A 26,785-nucleotide genomic window follows, 5' to 3' on the forward strand; every position below is an offset into this window, starting at 1 on the left:
CTCGCCTAAGAGGTGAGTTTATGAAAACAGCTTGGTGATTGGTTTGCCTTCGCGGCCTCCCATGCGGAACGGACGTTTGCTGTCTGACATGATTACCTTGTCGTGTTGCACGCCGAGGGCGTGTGCGATGGTGGCATTGAAGTCTTGAGCGTTGACTTTGTTCTCGGTCACGGACGCTCCTGTGGCATCCGTGGCACCGTAGACTTGGCCGCCCTTGATTCCGCCTCCGGCCATCATGGTGGAGAAGGCTTTGGGGAAGTGGTTCCGACCAGCGTTGCTGTTGATCTTGGGTGAGCGTCCGAACTCGGTTCCGAGAACGACAAGGGTGCTATCCAGCATACCTTTCAGTTCCAGGTCCTTGAGCAGGGCGGCTAGGGCTTGATCGAGCACGGGAATTTGCTGCTCCATTTGGCCGAAGTTATCCGCGTGCCAGTCGAATCCTCCGAATTCGACTTCGACAAAGCGCACACCACGCTCAACCAGGCGGCGGGCTAACAGAACGCCCTTCGAGAAGCGTTCGGCTCCATAAAGTGCGTGCACCTCTCTGCCCTCCTTGCTGAGATCGAAGGCTTCGAGGTCCTTACTTTTCATCAGTTTCACGGCGGCAGTGTAGGCTTCGTTATAGGCACGAACCTGCTTTTGGCCTTTGGCGAATTTCGCATCGAAATCTTGGTCCAGCTGCTGTCTTAGGGTCAGCTGTTGATGGAATGCTTCCTCGCTGACATTGCGTCCTCGGCGACTGTTCGATAAGCCTGTGGAGGCATCTCCGATGGGGAGAGGGGCGTATTTTGTAGGAAGGAAACCAGCACCCGGGTGCTCGCTACCGCAGTTCACAGTGATGTAAGAAGGAATATCCCCAGAGCCTGGTCCCTTCAGTCGGTTCGTCCACGCACCCGGAGTGGGGTGAACGATGCTGGAGCGTGGTGTGTAGCCGGTGCGCATGAAGTAGCGGCCTTGGGCGTGAGCTCCTTGGGTCGTGTTCATGGAGCGGATCAGGGCGACCTTGTCCATCTGCTGTGCCAGTTTCGGCATGCAATGACCGAGTTGGATACCGTCAACGTTAGTCTTGATGGCTTTGACATCGCCTTTAACGCTGGCATCGGCATCAGGTTTGGGATCGAAGGTGTCGATGTGGGTCATGCCACCAGACATAAATAGGTAGATGACATTTTTCGCCTTTCCTCCTCCTGCGGCAACCACGGACGGATCCAGAGCAACAGAATCAGCGTAGGCACGCTGGTTGAAAAAGCTGGCTGCAGCACCTCCGACAGTCAGGCCGAAGCAGGACTTGGCAGTGGTGGCGAGAAAGCCGCGGCGTGAGAGTTCGTCGAGTTTATTGGTATTCATCTCTTGATAAAAGTTAGAGTTTTAAATCGGCTGATAGATTACTGGACAAAGAGGAAGCGTTTCGAGTTGAGCATGGCTTTTGCGAGGACTTGAATCTGCTGTGGGCTTCTCATCATTGGCTCATATGTTTCACGTTCAGCAGTCGTTGGCATTTGGCTGTAGATGGCGAGGAAAAGGACTTCCAATCTCTCAGAGGCATTGTCTGCCGATCGCAGATTCGAGGCCAGCTTACTTTTCCCATCGGTGAGGGCGATGATCTCACGCCCGTTCAGTAAGGTGAGTGTCTGAGGGATGGATGCCTGCGTGTTGGAGGCGTTGGAGGTTTCGCGGTCGGATGCTCCGAACTGGCGCATGAAGGTGCCAGGTTTGAAAGGAGCGGGCTGCTCTGAGGAGCGGAGTAGCGGACTTGAGCGTGATCTAAGATTGCGCACGGCCATCATCGACATCATGTCATCGCCACCGTTGTTTTCCATTTTGCGCTTCAGTCCCTTATAGGTGTTCCGAAGTTCCGCCTGAAGTTTGGCAACAGTCTTCATATCACCCTCGCCTTTGGCTTTTTCCATGGCGAGCTTGAGTTTGCGAGCTGCGGACTTGGCGGCGTAGAGCTTTTTCTCCTGTTCATCGGCGGCTTTGTCCAAGGCGACTAAATCGGGCAGTGGCATTTTGAAAAATTTATCAACACTCTCAATGTATTGGTCCCACTGGTTTTTGATGGAGTAGTTGACGGTGCTGTCGCGATCTCCAAACTTGAGTGCGATCATCGAGTCGTGAAGCACTTCAGCAGACATGCGGCGCAGGACCGGCCCCCTGAAGTCATAACTGCCGCCCATTTCAGCCTGCTGGGTGGCTACCGCGCTTTCGAAAAGGCGGGTGTGATAAAGAACGCGCATGAACTGCTGAACATCATAGTCGGTCGCTTTCATCACTTTGCAGAGGTAGTCTAACAATTCAGGGTGGGAAATGCGCGTGGTGTCAGACCAGTCGTCCAATGGCTCTACGATTCCCCGACCAAACACCTCGGCCCAGAGTCGGTTGACGATGACTTTGGTAAAGCGTGGGTTGTTAGGGCTGGTCACCCAGTCGGCAAATGCTTTGCGGCGGTCTGCGATGGCGACGCCTGTGATCTGATCGCCGAAGATGGTTTTCGGAGTCAGAATTTCGCCCGGTTTGCCATCGTTATACTGATAGTCATCGGGGAGTTTGAGTTGTTGTGAAGTATCCGTGGCCGTGGCGTTCTTACGAAAGTCTTTGAACATGTTCGCGTAGTCACGGGCGATTTTCTTGGCCGCTCCTCCGTTCTGCATTTTTTTCTTACGGCCTTTTTTGTCGCGCATGGCCTGATCTCTCATGGGGATCATTCCCTTTTGGATCATGGTGTATGCAGTCAGACGGCGCATCAGGTGCTGGGCGGCATCACTCTTGTAGGTTGTGCTGCCGAGGAAGGCTGCTAGTTCGAAATACTGTTTCTGAGTGAGATCATCGAATGGGTGGTCATGGCACTGGGCGCAGCCGATCTGGGTGCCAAGGAAGATCTGCGAGGTATTGCTGACATTGTCCAAGAGCATGTTGCGATCGCGCAAGTAGTAACCGACCGCTGGATTCTCGGTGGCCATGCCTTCTGCAGCGAGCATCTCGTTAACGAATTGGTCATACGGCATGTTGCTATCCACGGCCTCACGAATCCAATTGTGCCAACCAAGACCAAATTTTTCCTGGTTGGTTTGCAGTCGGAGTAGGTCTGCCCAGAAATTAAACATGTTGCTCTTGTAGCCGTTCGACTGAATCAGGCTGTCTACCAAGGTCTTGCGCTTGTCTGGTGCCGGGTCGGATAGAAATGCGCGGGCTTCTTCGGACGTCGGAATGCGACCGCTAACGGAAACGTATGCGCGGCGAAGAAATGTTGCGTCATCGACAACGGGGTTCGCCTTGACCTTATTCTTCTGCAGATAGCTTGCCACCAACTGATCAATCTCGTTACTTGTGCTACGGACTGTTTCTTGGGAAAACGGTTTGGCCTGGAGCGAATCAGGAGCAGCGAAGCACGTGAGTGTGGCGATCACCGCAGCGGTCGCGCTGGATGGCAGGAGATGTTTGATGGTTTTCATGGCAGGCAAAAGGAATGAAGCGAGGTATTCAACCCGTTGTGCACATTACAGTTGCAGGAAAAATTTGGCAAGCGGGTAGAAAATTTTCCGCTATCTGAAATTAAAGGCTGAAAATGGTGTCAGCAACACCCGCTTTCCCCTTGCTCGAGCAGCTGATTCGCCCGCTCCAGAAGGGTTTTCACGGCAGCAGGATCGAATTGTTTTAACGAACGAAGACGAAGACAGCATTTGCCACAGTTCGCGTCTGGATGACTCTGATGATATTCCGCCAGCGCTTTTGGGCTGACATAGAGGCTGACGTAGTTTTTTTGCGCCGCCAAATTGCATAGCTCGCCATAGGCCAGCATGTCGTATTCAATGCCCTCGGTGGCATCGGGAGCCACATTTTGAATCAATGCGCGGACTTTCAGCAGCAGTTCTTGTTGCTCACCTTCGACACTGTCGATGTAGTGCTGCGGTGACTGAGAATCGCGCTTCATCGATCCGAGGTGGAGTTTTGTAAATAGGCAACCGCTTCAGCCCGAGCCGGGTGATCGATGAGTTGATCGCGAACGTCGGAAAGGCTTCTGAATAACTCGTCACCCAGTTTTTCGCGTAACATGGCATCGTATTGTGCGGCGTGTTCTTCGTTTCTAACATCCTGCTGCCAAGGTGCGGTGAAAACCAGGTGGAGTTCATTGTGCATGTGCCCTGCCTGTAATGCTTCCCACTCGCCGCCGTCCAGCCAGATGCCGCCGGTGATCGATCGGTCGATGCGGAAATCTAACCCGTGCCCCACCCGATAACGCGTCATGATAGTTCCAGTGACTGGACAGAGTTTGACGACGCTGTCGAACTCGCTGATTGGCGGGCCGGAGGCGGGGCTGGTGTTTTCGTCGTCGTCACCCTTGTGGCTGGATCGCTGCCACTTCCAGTAATTTTCCACCGGAATCCAATAGCCGCCGGAGTCCGGACAGCGAAAGGCGATGAGTCCATCATCGAGTTCAGTTTGCTCAAGTGTCTGGTGCGATCCTACGGGACTTTTCATACTACCAGATAAGTCCATCGATCAGCTTCGGGCAAGATGGAAATGAGATCACCAATCGCGGTCGTAGACCAATTCATCGGCGAGTTCCCGCAGTTGTGCCTCTTTGGGACTGAGTGGCTGTTTCTCGTCACGCCACTCTGTGAGTCGGCAGATTTGATGGATGGTTTTCAGATCGAGTCGACCGCTAGCAAGCTCCGAGCGGATGAATTCCCTGAAGCTCGGATCCAGCTCATAGGTCTGGCAAAATGGATGTGAATGCCGCCCCGATCCGATAGCGCAGCCGCCCCAGACACTCAGACCCATGGTGTAGTATGGTGAGCCTTGGGAAAACTGCCACTCGTGCTGGTGGTCGCTCTGGAAAAAGTCATCGTACAGGTGTGATCTTCGGACTTCGGTATTGCGAGGGCTGAGAGGAATCGAGGCAGTGTGCCAGAATCCGAGCCGCCACTGCAGAGCATTCTGCATCGACCGGCATTGAACACAGTGCGATGTCTTTCGGTCTTTGAATACGAGCACCCCGGCAAGTAGTGAAACGAAGAGGACTGAGATAATGAAGTATTTCTTCCTGCGTATCTTGGGCCTTCTCATGTAGTTCGATGCTAGAGGTTACTGAATTGGGGCCAGAAGATTCGTTAGCACATCGTCGTCCAGCTTCAAGGTATTGAGCGAGGCTGTTAGGATGGAGTCTGAGATGCCGGCTTTCTTTTCCTGCATCTGCTGGATGCGTTGTTCGACGGTGCCTTTGCAGATGAGTTTGTGGACGAAGACCGGCTTGTCTTGGCCTATTCGGTAGGCGCGATCTGTCGCCTGATTCTCAGCGGCGGGGTTCCACCAGGGATCGTAATGGATCACGGTATCAGCATTGGTCAGGGTGAGTCCTGTGCCTCCGGCTTTGAGGGAAATGAGGAAAACTTCGGCTTTTCCTGCTTGGAAATCCTCCACCAAATCCTGCCGGTTTTTCGTAGCTCCAGTGAGCTTGAGGTAGCTGGTGTTTTGCTCGATTAGATAACGCTCGATGATGTCTAACATCGAGGTGAACTGAGAAAATAATAACACGCGCCGCCCTTCCTCTTTCAAAGTGGTGAGCAGCTCAGTGAGGTAGTCGAATTTGGCCGAGCTTTGATGATTCAGATTCCCGTCATCATCTTTGGAAACAAGACGAGGATGACAGCAGATCTGCCTGAGTTTCAACAGGGCATCGAGAAATACCATCTGCGCTTGCTGCCCGCGGATGGCCAGAGCTTGGCGAACATTTTTATCCATGGTGGCACGTACCGTTTCATAAAGATCCTGCTCACTTTCACCGAGTTCGATGAGGTGGGGGATTTCGGTTTTAGGCGGTAGCTCGGTGGCGACTTGGTCTTTGGTCCGGCGGAGGATCAGCGGGCCTACTTTCTGGGCGAGGGCATCGGCGCGTTGCTGGTTGCCGTCTTTTTCGATGGGGTTGCGGAAAGTGTCTCTGAATGAATCGCTGCTGCCTAACAATCCGGGCATGAGGAACTCGAATAAACTCCAGAGTTCACCCAAGTGGTTTTCTACCGGGGTGCCTGAGAGGCAGACTCGGTGGCGCGACTGCAGTTCCTTCACAGCGGTCGTGACCTGTGCCCCTGGGTTCTTGATGTGCTGGGCTTCGTCGAGAACTAACAGGTGAAACGGCTGGGCGGAAAGTGATTCGAGGTCTCGGTGAAGTAGGGCGTAGGAGGTGAGGGCGAGGTCACAGTCGGAAAGTTGGCCGAAACGCAGGTGGCGATCCGAGCCCTGCAGGATCACAACCTTGAGCGACGGCGCAAATTTGGCGGCTTCGCGTTGCCAGTTTTCCACCACACTGGTTGGTGCCACCACGAGGTTTGGTAGGGTGTTTCCCTTTTCTTTCTCTGCAAGGATGTGGGTCAGAGTTTGCATGGTTTTTCCCAAGCCCATGTCGTCGGCGAGGATTCCGTGCAGGCCATTGTTGGCGAGAAATTGCATCCACTGGAACCCTTCCTCCTGGTAGCTACGTAGCTCGGCTTTCAGCGTGGCGGGGATTGGAGTAGATGCCTTGTTAGGTGTCTGGATGGCGAGGGAGAGGGTTTTGATTTCCTCGGGTGGCTGGCTTTCCAAGTCCTGCTCCAGTATTTCAACCACAGCTGCTGCTTCGACTTTGTGCAGGCGCATGGCTTTGCCGTCGAATTTGAAATCCATGAGCTCACCGAGGTGGGTGAGGATGCGACGGAAACGTCCGACTGGTAAGGTCAGCCCTCGGCCGTCGGGGAGAAAGATCAGGAACTGCTGCCCGTCTGGCAAGTCCTTGGTGATTTCAAGGAAATTGTATTCCACCAGCGTGGCGAGGATCGGCTGGAGTTCGAGCTGTTCTCCATCGACCTCAAACCCAGTCGAGAGGTGAAACCATCCGCGACCTTCTTCGACGATTTCGGCTTTCCATGTGGAGGCGTTGAACACCAGAGGCTTGTGCCCGATGTCAGGTGCCAGAGTCACTTTCCAGCCGCGTTTTTCAAGAGCTGCGATGCCTTCATGGCGGAAGCGTTGCCAGTAGAGCGATGGCTGCCACTGCTTCGAATCAGGAGCCCAAAGTGTGCTGATTTCTTTTGGAGTATGGAGCTTTTTGAGTGAAACAGGCGGCTGCCCGGCTCCGGGGACGAGGTCGAGAGCGTAGAGGGTGTTTAATGCCGTGATCTCGGCGGCGCGATTGCGGGGACGGGCGATGTTGCCGGCGGGATCGAGGGCAAATGTTTGTTTGCCGTAAATGGCGACGGCTGTGGCGTAGGTCTCTGGCAGCCAAGGGAAATCGTCGTTGTTAGAGCGACGTTTGACGTGCAGGTGGAAGCTGACCTCTGTGGCGGCAGGTGGGACGGGGGGATTCTCTGGAGCAAGCGGCTGGCTCGGTGTGGGGGTGTTTTCCGGCAGTTCACCGAAGGCCTTTTCGAGTCGGTTTGGCCGACTGAGATGTTCCATGACTGCCGCAGAATGCATACAGCAGGAACGCACCGAACACGAGCAGGAGGTGTCGAGCTGTAAGCTGCCGTTTTCCTCCCAAAAAGCCAAGGCGCTCTCGTCTGGGTGACCATCCGGATCGATCACGCTGCCGACCACTTCGATGTCTCCGGTGTCCAGCACTTCGGCTTTGGCGGAAGTGACACGTTTGGCGCGGGCGGTCTTGAATCCGGCGGCGAGAACGGTGTCGGAAAAGAGGCTTTTCCAATCGCCGGATGCAAGGTATTCGCGGAGGTCGTCGATGCCTGGAGGGTCAGTCACGTGCTTGTCATAACCATCGGCGAGGGCGTTGACACGGATGTTTTCATTCAAATGCGCGAAAAGGTAAGAAAAACAGGGATTTGAAAGGTATTTAAGGATTGCTGACTAACTCCCTTTTCCGCATAATGCCGCCGATCGCGAGGATCCCCGAATTTACTATCCAACATGTCTGAGAAAAAGAAGGTCATCATCGCCTGTGGAGGCACAGGCGGGCACTTGTTCCCGGGCATCGCTGTCGCTGAAGAACTCGAGCGCCGAGGCCATGAGGTGCTGCTGCTGATATCTGAGAAAAAGGTCGATGCACAGGCGTCGAAAAAATACGGTAATCTCAAATTCCGCACCGTTCCAGCCATCGCGAAGCCATCGACGCTGTCGCCAAAAATGATCCCATTCCTTTTCCGCCTCTGGAGCACCGTCAAACAGTGCAAAGGCATCCTCAAGGAGCAGCAGGCAGACATCGTGCTCGGCATGGGCGGATTCACATCCCTTCCACCGGTGCTCGCCGGAAAAAAAATGGGGCTGGCCACCTTCGTTCACGATTCCAATGCTCTGCCTGGAAAAGCCAATCGACTCACTGCGCGCTGGTGTCGGAAGGTTTTGTTAGGATTTGATGCGGCCAAGAAATATTTCCCCAACTCAGAGACAACCATCACAGGCACTCCAGTGCGTAAGGAGTTGGAACAACTTCCCAGCCAAGAGCAAGCTCGCGCGAAATACGGTCTCGAACCCGGAGCCAAAACCGTGTTGGTCATGGGAGGTAGCCAAGGCGCGAAACATCTCAATACTCTGATCGTAGAAGCGGCCAAGGCGATGCCTGAAGTTCAATTCCTTCACATCACCGGTGCCTCCGATCACGATCGCGTGCTGGAGCTTTCCAAGGGCCGAAAAGGTTACCACGTCCTACTGTTCTGCGATGACATGCCCTCTGCCTACGCCGCCTGCGATATGGCGGTGTGCCGATCCGGAGCATCCAGTATGACGGAACTTTCATACGTCGGTATGCCATCGGTGTTAGTGCCTTACCCATACGCCGCTGATGACCATCAGACATTCAATGCCAAGGTGTTCGAGGATGCCGGAGCCGCCGTGCTGCGACAAGAGTCAGACATGGACGCCGGATCGTTGGTCGCCGATATCACCCGCATCACCGAAGAGCCTGCCGTCTGGCAGGAAATGAAAAAACAAGCCGATGCCCTTGCCGAGAAAGACGCATCGGGCAGGATCTGTGATGTGATTACCGGCATCTAACGAATCTTTCCCCCACTCCTCCCCGTTACATGAAAATCGAAGAACTCAGTCAACGCCTCACCGATCGAGAGAATCCGGTGCATGTACATCTCATTGGCGTTGCCGGGTCTGGCATGAGTGGGCTCGCATTGCTTTTGTTAGGTATGGGTCACAAGGTTAGCGGTTCTGATCGTGTAACCAGTGGCGAAACCGAGCGCATGCAGGGACTGGGTCTTGTGTTTTCCAGTCCGCACCGCGCTGATGAAGTTCACGGAGCAGATGTGGTGGTTTATTCCTCCGCCATTCGCGAGGAGAATGTCGCCCGTGCTGAAGCGCGTGAGAAAGATATTCCATGTATCCGCCGCGCAGAGTGCTTGGCCGCGATTCTACACACCCGCAATGGCGTGGTTATTTCCGGAACCCACGGAAAGACAACGACGTCCGCCATGTGTGCCCACGTTTTGCGCCGCGGAGGTATCAAGCCATGTCACTACGTAGGTGCCGAGATTCCCGTGTTAGGCAGTAACGCCCACTGGGAGGAAACCGCCGAGTTGATGGTCGCCGAGGGTGATGAAAGCGACGGAACTCTGGCCCTCTATCAGCCGGAGCACTGTGTGGTTCTCAATGTCGAAGAGGAGCACTTGGATTTTTATTCCGGTATCGATCACATCAAGGATGTTTTCAACACGCTGCTGGATCAAACACGCGGAAATAAAATTCATTTCTCTGGATGCCCTGTAGCCAGCGAGCTTTGCTCAGGCCGCGAGGGTGCCATTTCCTACGGCTGGGAAAATGCCGACTTTGTCGCCAGTGACGTCCATGAGACCGGAGGAACCGTCACTTTCGATGTGACCAAACGTGGGGTGCTGTTAGGTCGGGTGGAGCTAGGTATCCCAGGGCGTCACAATGTGCTGAATGCGCTAGCTGCGATTGCTGTGGCCGATGCTGCCGGGGTTGATTTTCAACTGGTCGCCCGAGCTCTCGGAACATTCGCTGGTGCCCGCCGCCGATTTGAAAATAAGTATCTCACCAAGAAACTGCGGATCATCGATGACTACGGTCATCACCCCACCGAGGTGGCTGCGACCTTGCAGACTGCTCGTTCCTTGAAACCGGAGCGTCTGGTCGTTGTTTTCCAACCACACCGTTACAGCCGCACTCAGAAGCTGGCTGATGATTTTGGAAAAGCGCTACAAGCAGCCGACCGAGTTTTTGTCACCGATATTTACCCAGCGAGCGAGCTGCCCATCGAAGGCGTCACAGCGCAGACCATCGTCGATGCTGTGAAGGCAAACGGCGACACCCGTGCGGATGTGGTCGGAGCCGTGAAAAATGCACATCACCTCGTAGGCAATGCTCTCGAAGATGGTGATCTTCTCATCACGCTCGGTGCTGGTAATATTCATGAAATCGGCACCAAGATCGCTCGTGATATGACGGTGTTAGAAGAGATGATGCGCTACGTTGGCGACGGTGCCGCTGATGCGAAACTCTATGAGCCGATGCGCCGTCACACCACGATCCTCTGTGGTGGTCCTGCTCAGTTTTGGGTGGAGCCACACAGTCACGATGCCTTTGCCAGCCTAGTCGATTATTGCAGAGAACGGGGGATTCCGCAGCGCGTGGTCGGAAGAGGGTCAAACTTGTTAGTGCGCGACGGTGGCATCCGTGGTGTCGTCATTCATCCATCAGGTGGCGTATTTTCGAATGTAAGCGTAGAGGGTGATGTGGTCACCGCTGGAGCTGGAGCCAGATTTAAGAAAGTCGCCAGCGTTGCAGCTGCCCACGGACTAACAGGGATGGAGTGGATGGAAGGTATTCCCGGCAATGTGGGCGGAGGTCTTCGCATGAATGCCGGCGCTATGGGCACGGAAACCTTTGATCAAGTTGTTAGCGTCACGTTTCTCGATGAAGACGGTGGAATCCGCGAACGCACTCGCGATGAAATCGAAGCTCACTATCGCAACGTGCCGGAACTACGGCGCAACTTCGCTCTGGAAGCCAAGTTCCTGGGCAAGAAAGCGGATGCCGAGGCTATTGAGGCTCGCATGGAGGAGTCGAAAAATAAACGTCGCTCGTCTCAGCCGATTGCCGCTAGTGCGGGTTGCATTTTCAAAAACCCGAATGACATTCCCGCCGGAATGTTGGTCGATGAGTTAGGTCTTAAGGAGGCGTCCGTTGGAAAAGCAATGGTCTCCGAGGTGCATGGCAATTTCATCGTCAACACCGGCAAGGCCAAATCCGGAGACGTCTTGGGTCTGATCGATAAGATCCGCGCTGAGGCTAAAAGCCAGCGAGACATCACCATGGAAACCGAGGTGCAGATCATCGGTGAAGACGATTTTACTTTTTAATTAGAAACGATAATGGACAAACAATTACTCATCGCCGTCCTCATGGGTGGCCCGGGCTCCGAACGTGAAGTCTCACTGGCATCTGGAAAGGCTGTGTTAGAGGCGCTTCAAGGTGAGGGGCTGAATGCTGTCGGTGTAGACGTCACCACTCGTGAGATCAACCTGCCGGAGGGCACGGGGCTGTGTTTCAACGTGATCCACGGAACCTTCGGCGAAGACGGTGACATGCAGCAGATTCTTGAGGATATGGGTGTGCCATATACCGGAGCAGGGATCGAAAGCAGTCGTCTCGCATTTGATAAAGTCGCCAGTAAAGCTGTGTTCGTTGATAACAACGTGCCGACTCCTGTTTCCGAAATTGTCGATTGCTCAGCCGGAGCCAAGCTTCCGGAGATGCCGCTGCCTTACGTAGTCAAACCACCACGCGAGGGATCCAGCGTTGGAGTTCACATCGTGCAGACAGAAGAGGAAGCCATGTCAGCTATGGAAGATGCGGCCAAGTATGGCGATGAGGTTCTCGTCGAGCAGTTTGTCCAAGGTAAGGAGCTTACTGTGGGTGTCCTTGCGGATGAAGTTTTACCAGTCATTCACATCGCTCCACGCAGCGGATTTTACGATATGAATAACAAATACCCGTGGCTTAACAACGATGGCGGCACAGACTACTACTGCCCCGCTGATCTGAGTGAGGACATTACCAAGAAGGTGCAAGACGCGGCACTGGCTGCGCACCGCGCTCTCGGGTGTGAGATTTATTCCCGTGTCGACGTTCTCTTGGATTTTGATGGCAATCCTTACGTTCTCGAAGCCAACACCATTCCCGGTATGACGGCTAGCAGCCTGCTTCCGAAAGCAGCCAAGGCAGCTGGGTATGAGTTTGGGCCGCTGTGTCAAAAAATCGCCGAGCTATCCCTCGCAGAAAGGAGTTAGAAACTATGTCACTTTTCAAACCACGCAAAAAGACCACCCGTTCGCCACGCGTCGCGCGCCGCAACGGTGATCTGCAAAAACTCCACATCAAGGTGAGCTCCCCGCGCATCGTGATGATTCAGGTGATGCGTGGTTTTGCAGCTTCTGCGAAAGTGGTGATGTTCCTGTCCCTGATCGGTTTGATCTGTTGGGGTGCTTGGCGAGGTCTGCAGCACCTGTTTTTAGGGAATGAAAAATACAAACTGCAAGAGATCGAGTTGCAGACAAATGGCCACGTCAATCACGCCAGAGTGGTCGAGGTCGCAGGGATCGATCTGGAGTCCAGTATCTTCGCGATCGATGCCGATGATGTGCGTGATAGTTTGAAGGCTCTGCCGGAAGTGGTCGACTGCCAGGTGGAACGACGGCTGCCAGGCACTCTCAAAGTGCAAATCAACGAACGCGTGCCCGTCGTCTGGCTGGAGTGTGAGTCTCTCGGTTATCCCGGTCGCGAGCAAGGAGGGGTGCTTGCTGATAAGGATGGTATCACCTTCCCCTGCGAGGGCCATATGTGGAATTCTTCGAGAGACCTGCCTGTGATCGTGGTGAAGAATGCCACGTCGAGTTCTTTCGTGCACGGCAGCAAGATGAAACATACTGAGGTCATGCGAGCACTTCATCTCATCGGGCTATTCAGTTCAGGAAACGTCCGCGCCGAATGGCAGGCGGAACGGATCATTCTGGTAAATGACTATTCACTGGAAGCGATCTGTAATGATGGCACACATGCTATTTTCGGTATGTATGATCACGATCGTCAGATCAGTGATTTCATCAGTATCTGCGAGCATAGCTTGCGGACTCGCCGCGCAATCGAACACATCAATCTCATTCCCAGGAAAAATATCCCCGTCAAATTTGCTGGGGATCCCGTGCTCATCAAACCACACCGTAAGCCGGTTCCTGTAGATCCGGATGTTCGCGAGATCGACTCGATTCTCGACCGCAATTAATATTCTATCTCAAGATCTAACTTGTTCAGTATGTCCAAATCAAAAATTCACGTAGGAGTCGAAATCGGCACCACCAAGACCTGCATGGTGGTCGGGGAGGTCAAGCCGGATGGTTCTGTGAAGATTCTCGGCATGGGCGAAACCCGAAGTGCGGGTGTTAGAAAGGGGGAGATCACCGATTACCCACAGGCCAAGGCGGGATTGAAACATGCATTGCTGAAAGCGGAAGACATCTGCGATGTTGATATCAGCAGTGTATTGCTCTCAGTGACCGGGTCACACATCGCCGGTGTCAATAACCGTGGCACCTTCCGTCTGCCTGATGAGGAGGAAGAGGTGCACGATGGTCACTTGGATGAGGCCACGGAAATAGCCCGCGATCTGGCGATTCCTGGAGACCACGTTTACCTGCATAATTTTATCCGTCACTACCGCCTCGACGGTCAGGAACACAGCGTCAGTCCCGTTGGTTTGTTAGGCCGGTCTCTTGAGGTCGATTTCCACATCGTACATGGTCTGCGCACCCGTATTCAAAATAGCATCAAGTGTGTCAGGGAGATACCACTCGAGGTGGACGATGTCGTCTTTGCCCCTATCGCTACAGCACAAGTCGCGCTCGATCGTGAACACAAGGACGCCGGAGCTCTGGTGATCGATATCGGCGGTGGCACCACCGACTACGTGCTCTATTTAAAAGGGGCCATTGCAGCATCCGGCTGTATCCCCGTGGGAGGAGACCATATTACCAATGATATTCATCTGGTCACACATATCCCATTTTCACGCGCTGAAGAGCTCAAAAAAGTGGAAGGTGACGCCTCCGGGGATCCTGCTAGAGGGATCGGTATGGTGAAGATTATTGACGACCATGGACTTGAAGAGGGTGAAATGAAACGCTCCCTGCTGAACGACATCATCAACGGCCGCTTGGAGGAAACACTGTACCTGATTCTCGACAGGTTACCGGAAAATGCCCTAAAGAATGTTGGTAGTGGAGTTTTCCTGACTGGAGGAACCAGCTGCATGCGGGGCTTCAGCGAGTTGGCGAACAATATCTTCGACCTCCCTATTTACCAATCTGAGCAATCTAACATCAGTGGCGTTCACGCAAACTTCCGTGATCCTCAGTATTCCACGGCAGTGGGCTTGATCCGTTACGCTCAAATTCTTGATGCCGAACGTGAGTCGACATCAGGTGGAAAAGTAACCCGTGCTCTGAAGTCGATCTGGCCTTTCAGTCGATAGTCACAGAACCATCTATTCTAGGGTGACCGGGGTGAGGATCTTTACCTTGGAGTAAACAATAGGGACAATGTGTGATTGTCCTCGTATGCAGGCATGGGAGGCAGGGTATCGAGGAACATGGCCGACGTGCATGCCAATTCCGCTCCATGTTAGACGCATCCAATAGGGCATGGAGGCCCCAACAAATTTACCACCCTCAGGCACCTCGTCACCTGGCATGCTGGCGTCGCTATTGATCACATTTCCCTCGGCGTCGTAAATTTTTCCATATTGGTTCGACCGTTTATCGACGATCATTTCCCTGATTTTGTATTCGCCCGGCGGAGTTGGATAAGTTGATGTTCCCGTTGAAACGGGGTAATCTAGCGCTACTTCGTCGCCATTCATAAGAAATGCGCGCTGCATGGCGAGCGACACCACGATTCGTGAATTGTCCGGATTGGTCCGAGCGAGCACTTCCTCGTTCCGATAGCTGCGCGAAGTTTTGGGATAATTAGGTTCAGCCTTAAAATGGGCGTAAGTCCCCACAGGATAAGGGTTTTGAAATTTAGGCGGCTCGACAGGAGGAGGTGGTTCAGGTGGCGCACCACAGCTCGTGATGAGCAGGGCTATAGCCAAAAAAAGCAGAACGGTAGACCATTTCATGGCTAGCCAAGTGGGGTGTTGAATGTCGTTAATGTCCACAGCATGAGCGCGGTAGCGATGAGTGACCCTGCTGTTCTTAGTCTGTCTGGCTGATGGTTGCACGCGCCAGTATAGCATAGAGATCGGCTTATTCATCTAGGTTTGCGATTTTTTTTACTAAAGGTAATTCGGCTTATGATTGCACTAGATCTGTTAAAATATGACCTAGCAACTTGCCACGGAGGACATACTGCTGTTATGTGATGGAATGAAAATCAAGTTTTGTGGCGCTGCCGGAACAACCACAGGTTCCCAGCATTTGTTAGAGGTGAATGGTCAGAAAATTCTGCTCGATTGCGGGCTCTATCAAGGCCACCGCAAGGACGCCTATGATGTGAACTGCTGCTTTCCACATTTCGACCCGAAGGAAATCGATGCCGTGGTTCTCTCCCACGCCCACATTGATCACTCCGGCAATTTGCCAAACCTGACCAAGAAAGGCTTTGAGGGAAATATCTTCGCGACCTTTGCCACGCGAGATCTCTGCCAGATCATGTTAGCAGACTGTGCCCACATTCAGGAAAGCGATGCCAAGTGGCTGAACAAGAAACGCAAAAAACGTGGAGAGCTACCAGTGGATGTCATTTACACCAAGATGGATGTCGAGCAGTGCATGAAGCAGTTCGTGAACGTCGGTTACGATCGTCCAATGATCGTGGCCAAGGGAGTCACTTTACGTTTTCTAGATGCCGGCCACATTCTCGGAAGCGCCCAGGTGCTGTTGGAAATCGAGGACGAGGAAGATGGCAAGACCAAGCGCTTCCTGTTCTCCGGCGATGTCGGCAGGGGCGATAACGACATTTTGGCTGATCCGGTAATTGCAGAGAATATCGACTACCTTCTGATGGAAAGCACCTACGGTGGTCGCGAGCACGAACTTGGAACCAAGGCAGACGACCGCATCGCCGAGGTACTAAGAAAAGCTATCGAGCGAGGCGGCAAGATTATCATTCCATGTTTCGCCGTGGAGCGCACACAACAGGTCCTCTACGTGCTGCACCAGCTGTTTGAAGACGGCCGCATCCCAGAAGTTCCCGTCTATGTCGATAGTCCGCTGGCGGTGAATGCCACAGAAATCTTCCGCCTCCACCCCGAGTGTTTCAATGAGGAGGTCCACGAGTTTCTCTATAACAAACGCAATCCATTCGGTTTCGAAGGGCTCACTCTGATCCGTGCCGTCAGCAAGTCCAAGGAACTGAACGACAGTAAAAAACAGGCAATCATCATCTCCGCCTCAGGTATGTGTGAAGCGGGCCGCATTCTGCATCACCTGCGCAACGGCATCGGCAATCCTAACAACACCATCCTCTTCGTCGGTTACTGCGCAGAAAACACTCTTGGGTGGAAAATCCGTAACAAAGAGCCCGAGGTCAACATTTTCGGCGAGCCACACAAACTCCGCGCCCAAGTTGAAATCATGGACTCCTTCTCCGGCCACGCCGACCACTCCGAGCTCATCGACTACTTCAAAGCCATCACCGGTCCGAAGAAAAAAGTCTGGCTCGTGCACGGCGAACCGACTCGCTCAAACGCTCTCGCTGATGCGATTGGCCAATTTCACAAAGGTGATGTCCAAGTCGCCGAACTCGGAAAAGTCGAGCAGTTCTAAGCCGCTGCCCGTATAGGTTTCAGTCAAAAATGGCTTGCATGCCAGCAGGGGTCACGATAACAAATCCACCCCTGCCTGTTGGCAGAAGTGGTCTTCAAAGCGCGATTAGCTCAGGGGTAGAGCGCATGCTTCACACGCATGATGTCGCAGGTTCAAATCCTGCATCGCGCACCATTTTTCGTGCAAGAATCGGTGACATAGGCATTATCTAGAAAAGCGGCTCATCGCGTTCTATGATCATGTCTACTTATCGTATCAAATCACTCCTACTAGGCCTTCTGGTCACCTCTCAGCTCGGGCAGTTATCTGCTGCTGAAAAGCCGAACATCATCTGGATTTTCTCGGACGATCATTCCTACCAGACTATTGGTGCCTATGGCGGCCATTTGCAGAAGCTGAACATGACGCCAAACATCGACCGCTTGGCGAAGGAGGGTATGCGTTTCGACCGCTGCTATGTTTCCAATTCCATCTGCGGCCCGGCGCGCGCAGTGCTTCTAACCGGTAAGCACAGCCACTTGAATGGCAAGCTGGATAACCGTGGAGGCTTCAATCACGATCAACAGAACTTCGCCAAGATTCTGCAGAAAAATGGCTACCAGACAGCGATGATCGGAAAAATTCACCTGAATGGTAAGATGCAGGGGTTCGACTACTGGGACGTTTTGCCAGGTCAGGGGAAATATAATAACCCCGACTTCATTTCGGCGAAAGGCAAGGAGAAGAACACAGGTTATGTCAGTGATGTCATCACCGACAAAACCCTAACTTGGCTCAAAGACCAGCGCGCAAAGGACAAGCCGTTCATGCTGATGATGCATCATAAGGCACCTCACAGAAACTGGACTCCCGCAAAGCGTCACATGACCAAGTATGCGGACATCGAAATTCCCGAGCCACCGACTCTGTTTGATAACTACGAAGGCCGTGGCACCGCCGCTCACAAGCAGGACATGACCATCGATAAAACCATGCGACTGGTTCAGGATCTGAAAGTCAAAAAAGGAGGAACGTCTGAGCAATATGCCAAGCGGAACAAGTATTACGAAGAGCACAATCCTACCGGTAAGGACCTCGTGAAGTGGAAATACCAGCTCTACATGAAGGACTACCTCCGTTGCATTTGGGCTGTGGATGAGAGCGTGGGTAAGCTGTTGGACTATCTTGAGGAGTCCGGACTTAGCAAGAATACCATCGTCATGTATTGCTCAGACCAAGGCTTCTACATGGGGGAGCATGGGTGGTTCGATAAGCGTTTTATGTATGAAGAATCGTATCGCACGCCTTTGTTAGTGCGCTGGCCTGATGCGGTGAAGCCTGGCTCAGTCAATACCGACCTCGTTCAGAATATCGATTTTGCCGAGACCTTCCTCGCGATGGCTGGCGTCGATGCGCCGGAAGAAATGCAGGGTGAGAGCATCGTGCCGCTGATGAAAGGAAAGACGCCTGAGGATTGGCGGAAGTCGCTGTATTACCATTACTACGAATACCCAGGGCCGCACAGTGTTAGAAAACATGAAGGGGTGTCCGAAAAACGATTCAAACTGATCCGTTTCTACGGCAGGGACGTTCCGAATGGCGAGGAGTGGGAATTCTATGACTTGGAAAAAGACCCGTCTGAAATGAAAAGTCAGTATTCGAATCCAGAATACCAAGGCGAGGTCGAGCGGATGAAAAAAGAACTGACTCGCCTGCGCGAATATTACAAGGTGCCTGAAAAGAAATAACCATCGCGGACAAAACAATGAAAGCCCTACAGACATTGCCACTCGCACTCTTGTGCCTACTCGCCCCCGCCACATCCCACGCTGAGGACAAGCGGCCTAACATCCTGTTTCTGTTTTCAGATGATCATGCTCTGCAGTCGATTTCAGCCTATGGTGGTCGACTCAAGGATATCGCTCCGACACCTAACATTGATCGACTCGCCAAGGAGGGGGCTATTTTCGAAAACTCCTTCTGCGCCAATTCGATCTGCGGCCCGTCGCGTGCCTGTATCATGACAGGGAAGCACAGCCATAAAAATGGCTTCATGCGCAATGGAAACGTTTTCGACGGTTCGCAACCCACCTTCCCCAAGATGCTGCGCAAGTCCGGTTACCAGACTGCGGTGATCGGAAAATGGCACTTGGAGTCTGATCCGACCGGTTTCGACTACTGGGAAATCCTGCCCGGGCAGGGAAGTTATTATAATCCCGACTTCATCCAGATGGACGGCAGCAAGAAAAGGTTTCCCGGCTACTGCACGGATCTGGTTACCGATCACGCCATCCAGTGGCTGGACAAGCGCGATAAAACAAAGCCTTTCATGCTGATGTGTCAGCACAAGGCACCACACCGGAACTGGGCACCGGCTCCACGTCACCTGACTCTCTTTGATGATGTGGAAATCCCCGAGCCCAAGACTCTGCGCGATGACTATTCCGGAAGATCCGCTTGGTTAAAGAAAAACGAGATGACTCTGGCCGAGCATTTCCACTGGCAGCACGACCTAAAACTACACGGCAAATCCATCGTGCCGAACAAGATCATGGATGGCATGCTCAACGGCGAATACATGCGTATGACCCGCGAGCAGAAGAATAAGTGGGATGCTGCCTACGGGCCAAAAAACAAACCCTTCATCGCCGCGCTAAAAGCCAAAACCTTGAGCGACGACGAGATTCTCAAATGGAAATACCAGCGTTACATCAAGGACTACCTCCGCTGCATCCGCGCCGTTGATGAAAACATCGGGCGCATGTTAGATTACCTGGAAAAGAACGGCCTCGCCGAGAATACCATCGTCATTTACTCCTCCGACCAAGGTTTCTACCTCGGCGAGCACGGCTGGTATGACAAGCGGTGGATGTTCGAAGAGTCTCTGAAAATGCCTTTCCTGATCCGCTGGCCTGGAGTGGTGAAGAGCGGCACCCGTCCGCAGGAAATGATTCAGAACATCGATTACGCCCCCACCTTCCTCGAAATCGCTGGAGTTGAGATCCCGAAGGACATCCAAGGCAGCAGCCTCGTCCCCGTGCTGAAGGGGAAGACTCCTGCTGACTGGAGAAAGGATATTTACTACGCCTATTACATGAATCCAGGAACTCACAACGTGCCGCGCCACGACGGTGTGCGCACAGATCGATACAAAATTTTCTACCTTCCCCAGTCGAAAGAGTGGCAGATGTTTGACCTGAAAAAAGATCCCTTGGAACTCCGTAGTGTGCACGACGATGCCTCATACGCAGAGACTTTCAAAGAGATGAAAGCTCTCTACGCCGAACGCCGCGCCCACTTTGAAGGCATCCTCAAGTAGCATATCATGAAGTCAATCACCGCTCTCGCCTTACTGCTGTCCACTGCCGCGCTCCATGCGGAAAAAGATGGCCGTCCGAACATCCTCTTTCTGTTCTCTGATGACCACGCTCTGAGGTCGATCTCCTCTTATGGAGGCGATCTCAAGACTGTCGCGCCCACGCCTAACATCGATCGGATTGCCAAGGAGGGTGCGATATTCAAAAACTCCTTCTGCGCGAATTCCATCTGTGGCCCGTCGCGTGCCTGCATCCTCACCGGCAAGCACAGCCATAAAAACGGCTTTACGCATAACGGCGGCAAAGGGCTGGATCAGAGCCAATGGACGGTTGCCAAGGCACTGCACAAGTCAGGCTACACCACCGCGGTGATCGGAAAGTGGCACTTGCAGACCAACCCGGTGGGCTTTGACCACTGGGAAATTCTCCCCGGTCAAGGAAACTACTATAACCCGGATTTCAAGCAGATGAATGGTAAGGTCAAACGCTTCCCTGGCTACGCAACAGATATCACCACGGACAAGGCCATTGCGTGGTTGGATAAGCGCGATCAGAGCAAGCCCTTCTTCCTAATGTGCCAGCACAAGGCACCGCACCGGACATTTTCTCCGGCACTGCGCCACCTCGATGCCTTCAAAGGTGTCCAGATTCCCGAACCGGCGAGTCTGTTCGACGACTATAAGAACCGCAGCAAAACTCTCGCGAAAAACGAAATGGAAATCGATCGTCATTTCCACTGGTCCTACGATGCCAAATTGCGCAAAGACGAACGTCCGGGCGTGAAGCTACCTGGGCCTGACGGTTACGGAACGCCAGAGTATAAGCGGATGACTCCCGACCAGAGAAAGCAGTGGGACGCGCATTACGGTCCGCTCAATCAGGCATTTCTCAAGGATTTCAAAGCAGGGAAACTAAGCCACAAGGACATCGTCAGGTGGAAATACCAACGCTACATGCACAACTATCTGGCCACAGTGAAGGCCGTGGACGAAGGGGTTGGGCGGATGTTAAAATACCTCGATGACAACGGACTAACAGAAAATACCATCGTCATCTACTCGTCGGACCAAGGCTTCTATACCGGTGAACACGGATGGTATGATAAGCGGTGGATGTTCGAGCAATCGATGAAAATGCCATTCCTCATCCGCTGGCCTGGTAAGGTGACAGCAGGCAGCAAGCCTGAGGCAATGATCCAGAACATCGACTACGCTCCCACCTTCATGGAAGTTGCGGGACTGAAAGCCCCTGCTGAAGTGCAAGGAGAGTCGATGCTTCCTGTGCTAACAGGAGCTAAAAAACAGCACCACGAATCGTTGTATTACGCCTATTACGAACGCGGAGTACACAGTGTGCCCCAGCACTTCGGCGTGCGCACCGCCACTCACAAGCTGATGTATTTCCCCGTCACCGATGAATGGAATATGTTCGATCTCGAAAAAGATCCAGATGAGATGAAGGACGTTTACGGAAATCCGGAGTATGCAGCGGTTCGGCAAGAACTCAGAGCGGAATACGATCGCATCCGCAAAAAATACGACGCCCCCGACTACTCCAGCCACATTCCCGGATTCAAAAAACGCGAGAAATAAGGACTATGAAACGGCTAGCCACTTTCTTTGCCGCCGCGCTAACACTTTCAGGCGGATCGACCTCGGCTGCGCAAAAATACAATGTGCTCTTTGTAATTGCTGACGACCTAACAGCGACCGCGTTATCCTGTTACGAGAACAAGGCCTGCAAGACACCTAACATTGATCAACTGGCCAGTCAGGGAGTGCGTTACACCCGCACCTACTGTCAGTTTCCAGTATGCGGTCCGTCTCGTGCCTCGTTCATGAGTGGTTATTATCCACATGCCACGCGCGTCTTTGGTTATACCAGTGGAAGGAAACAGATCGGTGATCGCGCCACCTGGGCGCAGCATTTCAAGAACAACGGCTACTACACCGCCCGTGTCAGCAAGATTTTCCACATGGGAGTGCCCGGGGATATTGTCAAAGGCAGTCACGGCACGGATGATCCCGCCTCTTGGACCGAACGCTTTAATAGCCAAGGCCCCGAATGGAAAGCCAAGGGTGATGGGGAATTGTTAGAAAAGAACCCCGATGGTAAGAAACCTGTCAAAGCTGGAAATACACTCGAACTAGTGAAAGCCGACGGTGATGACCTAGTCCACTCCGATGGAAAAACTGCAGCAAAAGCCTGCAAACTCATTAAGCAGCACAGAGACAAACCGTTCTTTCTGGCAGTGGGTTTTGTCCGTCCGCATGTGCCCTTTGTCGCCCCACGCTCATACTTCGAACCCTATCCTCATGACAAAATAGTCATGCCAGAAAAAGTAGCAGGTGATTGGGATGACATTCCCGAGGCCGGCATCAATTACAAGACCAGCAAGAATTTGAATCTTAATTCCGAGCAGGAGAAAAAAGCGGTTGCCGCTTACTACGCATCGGTTTCCTACATGGATGCCCAAGTGGGTAAGGTCCTGAAGACGCTGAAGGACGAAGGTCTGGAGGACAAAACCATCGTAATCTTTACCAGCGACCATGGCTTTTTCCTCGGCGAACACGATTTCTGGATGAAGGTCGGTCTGATGGACGAATCATCTCGAGTCCCGATGATTATCAAAGTGCCGGGCAAGAAAGCAGCCGTCTGCGATAACTTCACCGAACTCATCGATCTCTACCCCACCATTTCCGAACTTTGTGGACTTGAGGTTCCTGAACGACTCCAAGGTAAAAGCCTGGTGAAAACCTTCGACGATCCCACGGTTAGTGTTCGTGACATGGCATTCTGCGTGAACGGAAACTCCTTCCTCTTACGCACTAAGAAATGGGCTTACATTCAACATGCTGAGGATGCTTCGAAAGGTGTCCAGCTTTTTGACATGCAGAAAGATCCCAAACAGTTCACTAACTTGGCGAACAAAGTTGAGTATCAAAGCATCGTCAAAGACTTCCAAGTGAAGTTGAAAAATAAGCTCAAGGAGGTTCGCGATAACGACCTCAGGAAAAGGTGATCGTATGAAAACTTTCGCCTAAGGACACGAGAGGACTACCCTTTCTCATCGCTCGGTTTATCCTCCTCGGCCAGCGTCTCCTTTGCCTCTGAACTTAGCTTTTCGGTCAACATCTCGGATGGTAGAGAGCGGATATGGATGTCGGTTTGTGGGAATGCAATTTCGATTTCTGCTTCTCGGAACGCATGGTCGATTTGATAATGAAGCGCGCTTTGAACTCTGATCAGTAAGTCGGGGGTGGCTACGAATGCTCGCAAGGTAAAGTCGAGTGTGCTGTTGCCAAAAGCAGTGAAGAGGACTTCAGGTTTTGGATCGTCCATGACATCCTTGTGTTCTTCAGCGATTTTTAACAGGATCTCGCTCGCCTTTTCTGTGTCGGATCCATAGGCAATTCCCACAGGGAGTTCGAAGCGCAGAACGCTGTCACGCAGTGTCCAGTTCACTAGTTGGCCAGTGATGAACTCCTTGTTAGGCACCAGTAGTTCACGGTTGTTGAACTGGAGAATAGTTGTGGCTCGGATCTGAATTTGAGTCACCTTGCCGGAGACTTGTCCGACGGTAACGATGTCACCTAACCGGATAGGTCGCTCAAAGAGCAAAATAATGCCAGCGACGAAGTTGGCGAATATCTCTTGTAGGCCGAAACCGATACCCAAGGTAACCGCTGCAGCCAGCCACTGGACACTCGACCACGTAATACCGATGCGACTGAACGCCAACAAACAGCCGATCGCTATGATCGCGTACCGTAATACCGTGGTGATGGCATAGTTGCCACCAGGTCTGAGATCGAGTCTTCTCAGAAGACTAAGTTCTAACAAACCGGGTATGTTTTTGGCGGCTACGATCATCAGGAAAATAATGATGATTGTCACCAGCAGGTCCTTTAAACTGAAGCCCCCGGATTTTTGAGAATCTTTTTCAGAGGGTTCTGTCGCGGATTCCTTAGTCGAGCTGTCGGATGAGGACTTGTTCGGACTAGAAAGAGTTTTGACGAGATCGGGCGAGGGAGATTTGCTTTCCGTGGATTCAGTAGCAGCCTGTTTGCTGGGCCACATTTTCACATCATCGAGCACTGAAAGCGCAGGTAGCGTGCTTGACCATATGCCGAGGTAACCAAAAATAATCACGGCGATGGCACCTACCTTCACCAGTTTTTTAGTCTGCTCTTCAATGGCAACGGGGTTAATCGCAGATGCTTCGAGCTCTTCTAGTGAAGGGTGATTTTTAGTTTCTTCGGAGTCCTCATTTTCTTTGGCGAGGATGGCTTTGTATTTTTTGTTCGCATGGTCTCGCGCCAGCCTGCGTCTGGATACCAGAATCCATCGCATTAAAAGACGCACAATAAAGACGACTAAGAGTGTGAACCACACAGACAACATGATGTTGCCTCGAATTTTATGGATTGAGATAATGTATCCGTACCCGGCACCAAGAATGAAGATCGCAGGTAGGGAGAGAACGATGGCGTAAATAAGGTTCGATCTCCAGCGCGGGCCATTTTTCTGAGCTAGCATTTTTTTGCCAGGGCGTAGGAGGCAGTGGAGGAATAAGACCAGTACGATCATGCCGAGGAAGAAAGACACCCGGCCAACGTGGGGGATGATAGAATCCCGTGAGAGAATGAAGGACAGAATGGTGAATAAGGGCATCAGATACATGAACCATGTTAGATGCTTGAAGAGGTGTGCTGACTTTTCTTCCGAGATCAGGAAGTGGGACCGGAAGATGCCATTGCGTCGAGCAAGGTGCCTGAGGGTTCCGAAAAGCAGGAAGAAAAACGCACAGGCGAGTAAACCCAGATGGATGTTTACAGGTTCACTTACTCGCCACGATAGAAAGGCGAAGGTGAGTGGCGCAGGTAAGGCAAGTAGCAGCGTGATTCCCAGAGCTTTAAATGTAGGACGTATACTCGTGCAGCTCCGGTGAGTGCTGAGTTCAGAAGTTTCTACGAGGATCTTTCGGTATCTCCGCCGCCTGTAAATAAGCGCGGCAAGAGTGAGAAGAAAAATGGTCCAGATCAACCAATGTTCGCGAAAATCGGTGATGAGGTGATTTCTCCAAGTCCAGCCGAGGTCGTGGGCGATTAAATGTTTCACCGCTGTCCATTCAGTGGCGATGTCTGACAGGGCGAATTTTTCAGCACTGGGAATCCATAGGAGACGCTTGTCTAGATATTGACTGTAAGTGTCGACTTCCTCGATCGCCTGTTGTGTAGACACAGATAGTGACCTCAGTGCTGATATGTAGCTGTCACTTTCCTTGATGAGGTTATTGAGCGCAGTGTTTCTGTTTTCTAACAGTGAGCTAATGTCCGCCTCTGTGACTTTGGGGTCCTTGATTGTTTTGAGTAGTTCAGCCGTTTCTTTCTTGTTGTCGAAGGGCAGAGTTTCGCGCAGGTCCTTTGCTTCCAAGAGCTGGATTTGAGCTTTCGTCACCTTCCGAACATTTTCTTCGAGCGAGTTTTGAAGGCTTTTTTTAGTTGGCAGCTTGGCGCGTTGACGTCGGAGCAATCCAGCGGATTCAGAGTCAATTCGAATGCCAGTATCCTCTAACAGTCTTAGGCGTTCTTGAGCGCTCCTGCGCTGCTTTTCGATTTCCTTGCGGTGGGATGTAATGTCGGCTTCCTGCGTTCTGACTTTGCGTGTGTCACGGAGGATCTTTGATCTGAGTTCGACTAGCTCACTGGTTTTCTTGGTAATTTTTGCAAGTGCAGGAATATGTTCGAAGCGCGCGGCCTGTTGCTGAGCCTTTTGTTTTGATTCGGCGGTTTCGAGGGCATGTCTTTGTTGATAGATTTTATGCCATTGTTGATTGAGGGTCTCGAGTCGAGTTGTGTTGATGGCGGCGAGTCGCTTTTTTGCCGCGAAAACTTCGGCGGTTTGTTGGTAGTAACGCTGCTCGGTAGCTAGCTCGGCCAGCTGGGCTTGGAGAGAGGCTTTTTTACTGAGCTGTAGTTGGAATTCGAGATTGGAAATCTCGTTTGCAGCTTCACCTGTGGGGCTGACCGGATCGATTTTCTGCAGTTGGACTCGAGCATTGGCGAGGAGTTGGGGAATCGCGGTTTTACGAGTGTTTCGCTCCGTTTCTTCGGCAGAAAGTTCGGAGGCTTCGGTTTTCGCAACTTCAAGCTCAGCAGCGATAGCGGCTTTTTTGTTATCAATTTCAGAGGTTTCGGTTTCAGCGGTCACCTCTGGAGCCTCGGCACTTTTTGATTGTTCAATTTGCTGGTTCAGCTGGTTGAGCAATTTCGGAGCTGATTTAATTTCCTCCTCGTAACGAAGGCGGGTTTGCTCCGAAGCCTTGGTTTCATCGAGGGTGAGCTTGATCTCCTTGAGGAGTTCGATCTTGCGTGGATTATTCCCTTTGTCAGTGCCTTCGGCCTCGAGCGACTTAAGCCTCTTCTCAACGTTTTCAGAGGTGGGGGATACCGTCTGGGCGTGTGCTGTTGGTAAAACTACCAAGAGTAGTCCCAGAAGGGTGGAAAGAAGTGGAATGTGTTTCACGGCGAAAGCGGATGGTCTGAATTTTGTCGGTGCGGGGTTTCATAGCCTGAGTTTAGGCTGTTGCACAGGGCAGATTCATCGATTGGTCAGAGCTGGTATATTCACCGTTTTACTGCGTGCCAATGGCCCAAAGCTTTGTTAGCCTCGCCGGAGACGGTTCGAGGAGCGTCAGAATGCACATCAGACGAA

Annotated in this window: 18 protein-coding genes and 1 tRNA gene; 11 read left to right on the forward strand and 8 right to left on the reverse strand. The window is 52.5% G+C overall.

Going from position 1 to position 26,785, the window contains the following annotated elements:
* Window positions 1–18: 18 nt before the first annotated feature.
* The 6 genes from ACSPJT_RS14430 to ACSPJT_RS14455 all read right to left on the reverse strand — a co-directional run bounded on the left by ACSPJT_RS14430 (window position 19) and on the right by ACSPJT_RS14455 (window position 7,782).
* Window positions 19–1,347 carry a DUF1501 domain-containing protein gene (locus ACSPJT_RS14430; protein WP_435893259.1) on the reverse strand — a complete coding sequence of 443 codons (1,329 nt, stop codon included), beginning with the start codon at window positions 1,345–1,347 and terminating at the stop codon, window positions 19–21.
* Between the two features lie 38 nt (window positions 1,348–1,385).
* Entirely contained in the window at window positions 1,386–3,452 is a 2,067-nt protein-coding gene (locus ACSPJT_RS14435) for a DUF1549 domain-containing protein (RefSeq protein ID WP_435893260.1), read from the reverse strand.
* A gap of 119 nt (window positions 3,453–3,571) precedes the next feature.
* Complete coding sequence (locus ACSPJT_RS14440; RefSeq protein WP_435893261.1) at window positions 3,572–3,931, reverse strand: DUF1801 domain-containing protein; 360 nt, start codon at window positions 3,929–3,931, stop codon at window positions 3,572–3,574.
* Window positions 3,928–4,479, reverse strand: a complete 552-nt coding sequence (locus ACSPJT_RS14445; RefSeq protein WP_435893262.1) for a hypothetical protein — start codon at window positions 4,477–4,479, stop codon at window positions 3,928–3,930. The genes ACSPJT_RS14440 and ACSPJT_RS14445 overlap by 4 nt, the downstream gene beginning before the upstream one ends.
* 48 nt (window positions 4,480–4,527) lie before the next feature.
* The gene (locus tag ACSPJT_RS14450) at window positions 4,528–5,067 is read right to left on the reverse strand and encodes a hypothetical protein (RefSeq protein ID WP_435893263.1); all 540 of its coding nucleotides are present in this window, start codon (window positions 5,065–5,067) and stop codon (window positions 4,528–4,530) included.
* A gap of 18 nt (window positions 5,068–5,085) precedes the next feature.
* Window positions 5,086–7,782 carry a DEAD/DEAH box helicase gene (locus tag ACSPJT_RS14455; RefSeq protein ID WP_435893264.1) on the reverse strand — a complete coding sequence of 899 codons (2,697 nt, stop codon included), beginning with the start codon at window positions 7,780–7,782 and terminating at the stop codon, window positions 5,086–5,088.
* Between the two features lie 114 nt (window positions 7,783–7,896).
* Between ACSPJT_RS14455 and murG the strand changes: the two genes are divergently transcribed.
* The 5 genes from murG to ftsA are packed head-to-tail and all read left to right on the forward strand — an operon-like array spanning window position 7,897 to window position 14,479.
* Entirely contained in the window at window positions 7,897–8,979 is a 1,083-nt protein-coding gene (murG, locus tag ACSPJT_RS14460) for an undecaprenyldiphospho-muramoylpentapeptide beta-N-acetylglucosaminyltransferase (RefSeq protein ID WP_435893265.1), read from the forward strand.
* 29 nt (window positions 8,980–9,008) lie between these two features.
* Window positions 9,009–11,312 (forward strand): UDP-N-acetylmuramate--L-alanine ligase, encoded by a 2,304-nt coding sequence (gene murC / locus ACSPJT_RS14465; protein ID WP_435893266.1) that lies wholly within the window; start codon window positions 9,009–9,011, stop codon window positions 11,310–11,312.
* A 12-nt stretch (window positions 11,313–11,324) separates the two neighbouring features.
* The gene (locus ACSPJT_RS14470; RefSeq protein WP_435893267.1) at window positions 11,325–12,242 is read left to right on the forward strand and encodes a D-alanine--D-alanine ligase; all 918 of its coding nucleotides are present in this window, start codon (window positions 11,325–11,327) and stop codon (window positions 12,240–12,242) included.
* Between the two features lie 5 nt (window positions 12,243–12,247).
* Window positions 12,248–13,234, forward strand: coding sequence for a cell division protein FtsQ/DivIB (locus tag ACSPJT_RS14475; protein WP_435893268.1), 987 nt, complete (start codon window positions 12,248–12,250; stop codon window positions 13,232–13,234).
* Between the two features lie 30 nt (window positions 13,235–13,264).
* A complete protein-coding gene (ftsA, locus tag ACSPJT_RS14480) occupies window positions 13,265–14,479 on the forward strand; it encodes a cell division protein FtsA (protein ID WP_435893269.1) in 1,215 nt (404 codons plus the stop codon).
* A 12-nt stretch (window positions 14,480–14,491) separates the two neighbouring features.
* Here ftsA and ACSPJT_RS14485 read toward each other — a convergent pair whose 3' ends face one another.
* Window positions 14,492–15,259 (reverse strand): L,D-transpeptidase family protein, encoded by a 768-nt coding sequence (locus ACSPJT_RS14485; protein ID WP_435893270.1) that lies wholly within the window; start codon window positions 15,257–15,259, stop codon window positions 14,492–14,494.
* A 112-nt stretch (window positions 15,260–15,371) separates the two neighbouring features.
* Here ACSPJT_RS14485 and ACSPJT_RS14490 point away from each other — a divergent pair, with 112 nt between their 5' ends.
* The 6 genes from ACSPJT_RS14490 (at window position 15,372) to ACSPJT_RS14515 (ending at window position 23,090) form a co-directional block, all read left to right on the forward strand.
* On the forward strand, window positions 15,372–16,772 hold the full coding sequence (locus ACSPJT_RS14490) for an MBL fold metallo-hydrolase RNA specificity domain-containing protein (RefSeq protein ID WP_435893271.1): 1,401 nt from the start codon (window positions 15,372–15,374) through the stop codon (window positions 16,770–16,772).
* A gap of 99 nt (window positions 16,773–16,871) precedes the next feature.
* Window positions 16,872–16,946: transfer RNA gene (locus ACSPJT_RS14495), tRNA-Val, on the forward strand.
* 65 nt (window positions 16,947–17,011) lie between these two features.
* Window positions 17,012–18,499 carry a sulfatase family protein gene (locus ACSPJT_RS14500; RefSeq protein ID WP_435893272.1) on the forward strand — a complete coding sequence of 496 codons (1,488 nt, stop codon included), beginning with the start codon at window positions 17,012–17,014 and terminating at the stop codon, window positions 18,497–18,499.
* A 17-nt stretch (window positions 18,500–18,516) separates the two neighbouring features.
* Window positions 18,517–20,070 carry a sulfatase family protein gene (locus ACSPJT_RS14505; protein WP_435893273.1) on the forward strand — a complete coding sequence of 518 codons (1,554 nt, stop codon included), beginning with the start codon at window positions 18,517–18,519 and terminating at the stop codon, window positions 20,068–20,070.
* Between the two features lie 6 nt (window positions 20,071–20,076).
* Window positions 20,077–21,660: a sulfatase family protein gene (locus tag ACSPJT_RS14510; protein ID WP_435893274.1), complete on the forward strand. Its 1,584-nt coding sequence runs from the start codon at window positions 20,077–20,079 to the stop codon at window positions 21,658–21,660.
* A gap of 5 nt (window positions 21,661–21,665) precedes the next feature.
* Window positions 21,666–23,090: a sulfatase gene (locus ACSPJT_RS14515; protein ID WP_435893275.1), complete on the forward strand. Its 1,425-nt coding sequence runs from the start codon at window positions 21,666–21,668 to the stop codon at window positions 23,088–23,090.
* Between the two features lie 35 nt (window positions 23,091–23,125).
* Here the strand turns inward: ACSPJT_RS14515 and ACSPJT_RS14520 are convergent, their stop codons facing one another.
* A complete protein-coding gene (locus tag ACSPJT_RS14520) occupies window positions 23,126–26,596 on the reverse strand; it encodes a mechanosensitive ion channel domain-containing protein (protein ID WP_435893276.1) in 3,471 nt (1,156 codons plus the stop codon).
* Window positions 26,597–26,785: the final 189 nt, after the last annotated feature.

It is taken from the genome of Oceaniferula spumae (assembly GCF_042849255.1).
In the GTDB taxonomy this organism is placed as follows: Bacteria; Verrucomicrobiota; Verrucomicrobiia; order Verrucomicrobiales; family Akkermansiaceae; genus Oceaniferula; species Oceaniferula spumae.